This is a genomic window from Pseudoalteromonas rubra (assembly GCF_000238295.3).
Classification (GTDB): Bacteria; Pseudomonadota; Gammaproteobacteria; order Enterobacterales; family Alteromonadaceae; genus Pseudoalteromonas; species Pseudoalteromonas rubra.
Genome location: NZ_AHCD03000043.1, coordinates 367,386 through 373,534 on the forward strand (window position 1 = coordinate 367,386; position 6,149 = coordinate 373,534).

Consider the following 6,149-nt stretch of genomic DNA (forward strand, 5'->3'; position numbering starts at 1 on the left):
AATGATGGAATGGGTTATTTCATTACTATTATTGTTAGGCGGTAGCCTGATCTTGGTAGGGTCGATCGGTTTGGTAAAAATGCCCGATTTCTTTATGCGTTTGCATGGCCCAACAAAAGCAACCACTCTGGGCATGGCGTGTCTGCTATTTGCTGCCATGGCCTACTATGGGTTTTACGGTGAAGGTGTAAGTGTGAAAGAGGTACTCATCTCAATGTTCTTACTTATTACCGCCCCTATCAGTGGCTACATGTTAATTAAATCAGCTATCCACCATAGGTTAGATAGTATTGAGTCGACTCGTGGCAAAGATAATATCGAGGAAGACTAAGCCACCTTCTAATATGAGCCGCTGTTACGTTTAAGCAGCGGCTCGTCTCTGTGTATACCCATTCAATAGAAACCACTGAGCTACCGTTTTTCCCGTCACATCGTTATAGTGCTGGCAGGTGTACAAATAATACACTAATTGTATTCGGCGTAAAAAAAATATCGGAATAGTGTAGTCATAATTACTTAAAGCTGTCATTTTAGAATACGCAAGAGAGCGTAACTTTTGCTAAAGTTACTCGAATAAACAACCGTTTGTGAGTGTTTTATATGCAGCATATGTCCATCAAGAAAAAGCTTATCCTGTTTGTGATTACTTTGGTTACCGCCCTTGTTGCCTTGTTGGTATCAACCATGTGGATAAACCTGCAAAAAGAAAACAAAGTACAAAGCGAACAGCTTCGGGAGCTGGCGTACCAAGAGATTAGAACGGGTTTAACTGCACAGGGACAATACTATGCGCAACAGGTTGCCGCATTTATAAACTCGGCATATCGGGTGCCTTATACTCTGGCTGGAGCATTGAAAGAAACTTCTGTCCGCGACCCGCTCGAACGTACCCAGGTACAGGATCTGGTAGCGGGTGCATTAAAACAAAATCAATTTGTATCTTCTATGTATGCTCAGTTTGAGCCAAACGGCTATGACCAGCAAGATCAGGCTTATACATCCGGCGCGAGCCACTCGGCCCCGGGAGCGGGAACCCTTGAGTTATATTTCACGCGTGACTCAAGTGGCATTACTCAACATCAAATCGAGTCAGCAGCTGATAAATACTTAGATAAACGCAACGAATTTGGTTTGCGGGAGGCTGAATGGTACCTGTGTGCGCGCGACAGTGTTGCCCCCTGTATTATGGAGCCCTATTTATACGAGATTTCTCCTGGCAACAAAATGCTGATGACGTCATTAACGGTGCCGGTAGACATCAATGGGCGTTTTCAGGGATTGGTTGGCGTGGATGTGAATTTACCCGTTTTCCAGCAGTTAGTGGACGAGCTATCCAGCTCTCTTTACCAAGGCCAGGCGAAAGTGACTTTACTCAGTAGTTTAGGCTTGGTAGTGGGTGCCAGTCATTATGACAAACTTGCCAGACCCCTGAAAGAATCCATTAGCTCAGATATGGCAGATAAACTGCTGAATTTACATCAGACCGGCGGGTTTAGTGAGATGGATGAGATGCTTGCCATTGCGGTCCCTATTGAAATTGCGCTTGCCAATACAACCTGGTCTTTGGTGATTGAATTGCCCAAGGAGGTTGCATTGGCTTCAGTAACCCAAATAGAACAACAGATTGAAGCGTCGACTAATTCATTAGGGCGTTGGATGCTGTTGTTAGGAACTCTGGTTGCGGCATGTGCCTTGGGTCTGGCACTGGTATTGATTAATACCATTGTTGGACCATTAACTTATATTGAGGAACGGGTTGAGAGTCTGGCTTCCAGCGAGGGTGACCTGACTCATAAGCTTGAGGTCAGTCATCATGCTGAACTGATATCTCTGGCGCATGGTTTTAATCGCTTCACCGAAAAACTAAGGAGCATGATTATTGACCTCAAAGAGCTAGCTGAGGAATCATATACTCAGTCACATAAAACCACAGAAGCCGCGATCAATATAAAAAACAAGGTTTCGAATCAGCATCTTGAAATAGACAGTGTCGTTACTGCCATCAACGAGTTAAGTGCAACGGCAACAGAAGTGGCCAGGGCATCAGAAAAAGCGGCTTTGAGTACAAATCATGCTGTTGAAACAGTCCAGAGTAGCGAGCGCAGTATCGTTAGAACGACAGAGACCGTGCAGGAAATCGCTGAGCAGGTTTTAGACGCCAAAAATGCATTTGGTAAAGTTTCTGAGCGCAGCGGTGATATCTCCAAAATTCTGGATGTGATCCGAGCCATTGCAGAGCAAACAAACCTACTGGCACTAAATGCAGCGATAGAAGCGGCTCGAGCTGGGGAGCAAGGCCGGGGCTTTGCTGTGGTTGCCGACGAAGTCAGGGCGTTGGCCTCAAAAACACAAGCCTCAACGGATGACATCAGCAAGCTGATCGACAATCTTCAAAGTGAAGTGACTGGTTCAGAGCAGATCATTGAAAAAACGGTTAGCCAGGGTGAACAAGCGGTTTCATACTGCCAAGAATCTGCTGAGCTTATGAGTAGCTTAGTAGGTGAGTTAAGCAGCATATCAAATGAAGTAACACAAATCGCCACGGCAGCAGAAGAGCAAAGTATGGTGACTGAGGAGATCAGCACCAATACAACAGGCATTTCTGATGCGGCAGCTGAATTGTCTGGCTTTGCTGATGAGGTAGAGCAGGCGGCGAGTGCAATGACTTATATAGTGGAACAAAAACACAAGCAGTTAAACTTACTTAAAACTTAAGCTCCTCCCCAATCTTTTTGTCCGATTGAGTCAGCTCTGGCAATTGCTGTCAGAGTTGACTATCATAACTGTAAATACATACAGTTGTTTTAAAGAATGAAACTTTATATTGCCGAAAAACCGTCTCTGGGCAGAGCTATCGCAGATGTTTTACCTAAACCACACAAAAAACATGAGGGCTATATTGAGTTAGCCAATGGAGATTGTGTTACCTGGTGTATTGGTCATTTGTTAGAACAAGCCGCGCCTGAAGACTATGATCCAAAATATAAGAAATGGCAAATGGCGCATTTGCCTATTGTACCGGAACATTGGCAGTTCAAGGCAAAGCCCAAAACCAAAAAACAACTGAGTATTGTGAAAAAGCTTGTCAAACAGGCTGACAGCCTGGTCCATGCGGGCGATCCAGATAGAGAAGGCCAGTTACTCGTTGATGAGGTACTTCAGGAAGCGAAGTTATCCGAGCGTAAAAAACAGTCGACCCAGCGACTTCTGATCAGCGACTTAAACCCATCGGCGGTAAAAAAAGCGCTAAATCAAATGCGTGCGAATCAGGAATTCATTCCTTTAAGTGTGTCTGCTTTAGCCAGAGCTCGGGCTGATTGGCTGTATGGTATGAACCTGACAAGAGCTTATACATTGGTAGGACAAAAAGCGGGTTTTCAAGGCGTACTCTCGGTTGGCAGGGTACAAACGCCTGTTCTTGGGTTGGTTGTCAGGCGTGACATGGAAATCGACAATTTTGTGTCCAAACCCTTTTTTGAAGTATTGGCCCACGTTCGAAAAAATGATGGAAGTGAGTTCAGTGCGAAGTGGAAACCCAGTGAAGCTTGCCTGCCATATATGGATGAAGAGGGCCGGGTGTTGGTGAAAGGTTTGGCTGAAAATGTGGCAGCAAGGATCCATGCTCAAGATGCGCAAGTCAAGAAAATCGAAGCAAAGCCCAAAAAGCACAATCCTCCTTTGCCCTATAACTTGTCTGCATTGCAAATTGATGCGAACAAACGATTTGGTATGTCTGCAAAGCAGGTATTGGATGTTTGTCAGGCGCTTTATGAAAAGCACAAACTGATTACGTATCCCCGCTCTGATAATCGATATTTACCGACAGGTCATTTCGCTGAGGCACACCAGGTGTTGGAGGCTGCGGTCAATAATCAAGGATTAGCAGAAGAAAAAGTGAACGACGCCAATCTCTGCTTGAAAAGCAAATGCTGGAACGATGCTAAAGTTGAGGCACATCACGCCATCATTCCAACAGCAAAGAAATTAAAAACGGCTCAGTTAGGTCAATATGAACAGCAAGTTTATCAGTTGATAAGTACCCAGTATTTGGCGCAGTTTTATCCAGCCTACCGATATACTGAGACTAAAGTAGAGTTAGAAATTGCCGGTGGTGTGTTTGTAGCAAAAGCAGAACAAGTCGTAGAGCTAGGCTTTAAGCGGTTATTCAAGACAGAAGAAAAGAAACAAGTAATTTTGCCTCAGCTGGAATTAGGTGAGCTATTACACTGTTTTAAAGGAGAAGTGATTGAGAAGCACACCCAACCCCCCAGTCATTTTACAGAAGCAACTTTGCTAAGTGCGATGACAGGAATTGCCAGGTTTGTCGCTAATGCTGAGATTAAAAAAGTGCTAAAAGAAACCGATGGACTGGGTACGGAAGCAACTCGAGCCGGGATCATCGACTTATTGTTCAAAAGAGGCTTTTTACAACGCAATGGTAAGAGTATCCGGTCAACAGAGTTAGGAGTGGCTCTGATAAAGACGTTACCAGAAGATGTCTCTTTGCCTGACAGAACGGCTTTGTGGGAATCACAACTGGCAAAAATTGCGATGAAAGAGCAGCCTTACCAAACTTTTATGAGCCCTCTTGAAAAAGAAATTACAGGCTTTATTGAGCGTGCCTGTGTAAGTGACAGTACATTGTTCACTGGACTAAAGAGCAGCAGAGCTGGTTCGAAACCTTCATTTTCTAAAAAAAGATCGAAGAAACGCACCTCGACGAAAAGTAGTCGTCGTAAATCGGCAGCGTAATCAGGTTTTAAGCTTGCCTTGCAATTAGTGAGGATGTCACCATATAGATAAGCAAATATCATAGCTGGTTTGAACATGGAAAATAAAATTTCACTTACACCGGAAAATATCCAACAGGTGTTAGCATCTGGGGATCCAGAAAAACTCGTATTAATGACGTTCTTCAGTGCACAAGAGCCCAACTGTCTTGCGCAAGCTGATATCCTTGATGCGCTTTCTCAGAAATATCCGAATAACTTAGTGGTAGCAACTGTTGATTGTGATCAGCAGCAAATGCTTGCTTCCCAGCTTGCGCAACAAGTCGGTCTTCAGGCGTTGCCGACATTGGTAATTCTAAAAGGGGGCACGCCTGTCGATGTGCTACCGGGAGCTAAGTCACAGGAAGAAATTTCCAAAGTGCTTTCAGAGCATTTGCCTTCTCCAGAATTGATTTTACTTGATCAAGCTAAGCAAGCTCTGGCTAGTGGCGAGTTGAATGAGGCATTTGCTTTGGCTAAGCAAGCTTATGGCGTAGCAAAAGAAAATCCTAGGGTTTTGTTGGTATTTGCAGACATCTGTATTCAGATAAAGAAAGTAGATGAGGCTGAGGCGCTACTAGGATCTGTACCAGAGGAAGCTCGGGATGCGTATTTTACCAATTTAAGTTCTAAACTGGAGCAAGCAAAAGAAGCTCAGGAATCACCTGAACTTAAGCGATTGTTGGCTGAAGTCGAATCTGCGCCGGGTGATCTGTCTATATTGTGCCAGTTAGCTCAGGCTCAGGTCGATGCGGGTAAGAATGCAGATGCGCTTGAAAGCTTGTTCAGTGTGTTAAGAAAAGACATGAACTTTGGAGAAGCCAAAAAAGGCTACCTGGACATTATTGCATCCTTGCCAGAAGGTGATGAGGTAGCAATGCGCTACCGACGTAAACTCTACAGTCTTTTATACTAATAATTCTTACTTTTGAATATGGCGCTAAAAAAAGCGCCATATTTTCTTGCGTCTCTTCTGAAATGTACAATACTTAGATCCCCTAGCAATTGGTTTGTGTCAAATAGGTGAATATTTGATGACAAAATCGGCTGTTTTGATGTGTTTAGTACATAATTTGGTCGAAAGTGTGGTTTTTATCACTTTTCTTCAAAAAAGGGGTTGCGCCGGGGTTCGATTTCCCTATAATGCGCATCCACCGACACGGAGCACAACACTGAAAAGCAACGAGCTAAGTGAGGGGAAAGCCAAACGGAAAGCTTAATTAAGAAAAATTAAATTTTCTAGTTGACTTTAAAAGTGAAGCGGTTAATATGGCGCTCCACTTCGCAGCGAGGCTGCGGTAACTAACTAAGGTTGGTTATTTGTTCTTTAAAAATATGAAGCAATCATCTGTGTGGGCACTCGTACAGATTGAGTTCTAA

At 44.0% G+C, this 6,149-nt stretch carries 4 protein-coding genes; all 4 read left to right on the forward strand.

Annotated features, from left to right (window positions below):
• Position 1: 1 nt before the first annotated feature.
• The 4 genes from PRUB_RS21235 (at position 2) to PRUB_RS21250 (ending at position 5,685) form a co-directional block, all read left to right on the forward strand.
• The gene (locus tag PRUB_RS21235) at positions 2 to 331 is read left to right on the forward strand and encodes a Na+/H+ antiporter subunit G (RefSeq protein WP_010385042.1); all 330 of its coding nucleotides are present in this window, start codon (positions 2 to 4) and stop codon (positions 329 to 331) included.
• Positions 332 to 600: 269 nt separating this feature from the next.
• A complete protein-coding gene (locus PRUB_RS21240; protein WP_010385041.1) occupies positions 601 to 2,715 on the forward strand; it encodes a methyl-accepting chemotaxis protein in 2,115 nt (704 codons plus the stop codon).
• A gap of 96 nt (positions 2,716 to 2,811) precedes the next feature.
• Positions 2,812 to 4,752, forward strand: a complete 1,941-nt coding sequence (locus PRUB_RS21245; protein WP_010385040.1) for a DNA topoisomerase III — start codon at positions 2,812 to 2,814, stop codon at positions 4,750 to 4,752.
• A 75-nt stretch (positions 4,753 to 4,827) separates the two neighbouring features.
• Positions 4,828 to 5,685, forward strand: a complete 858-nt coding sequence (locus tag PRUB_RS21250) for a tetratricopeptide repeat protein (RefSeq protein WP_010385039.1) — start codon at positions 4,828 to 4,830, stop codon at positions 5,683 to 5,685.
• Positions 5,686 to 6,149: the final 464 nt, after the last annotated feature.

What these genes read in the sequence shown, in the direction of transcription:
- PRUB_RS21235 (WP_010385042.1), top strand. Translation starts at nt 2, where the DNA reads ATGATGGAATGGGTTATTTCATTACTATTATTGTTAGGCGGTAGCCTG.
- PRUB_RS21240 (WP_010385041.1), top strand. Translation starts at nt 601, where the DNA reads ATGCAGCATATGTCCATCAAGAAAAAGCTTATCCTGTTTGTGATTACT.
- PRUB_RS21245 (WP_010385040.1), top strand. Translation starts at nt 2,812, where the DNA reads ATGAAACTTTATATTGCCGAAAAACCGTCTCTGGGCAGAGCTATCGCA.
- PRUB_RS21250 (WP_010385039.1), top strand. Translation starts at nt 4,828, where the DNA reads ATGGAAAATAAAATTTCACTTACACCGGAAAATATCCAACAGGTGTTA.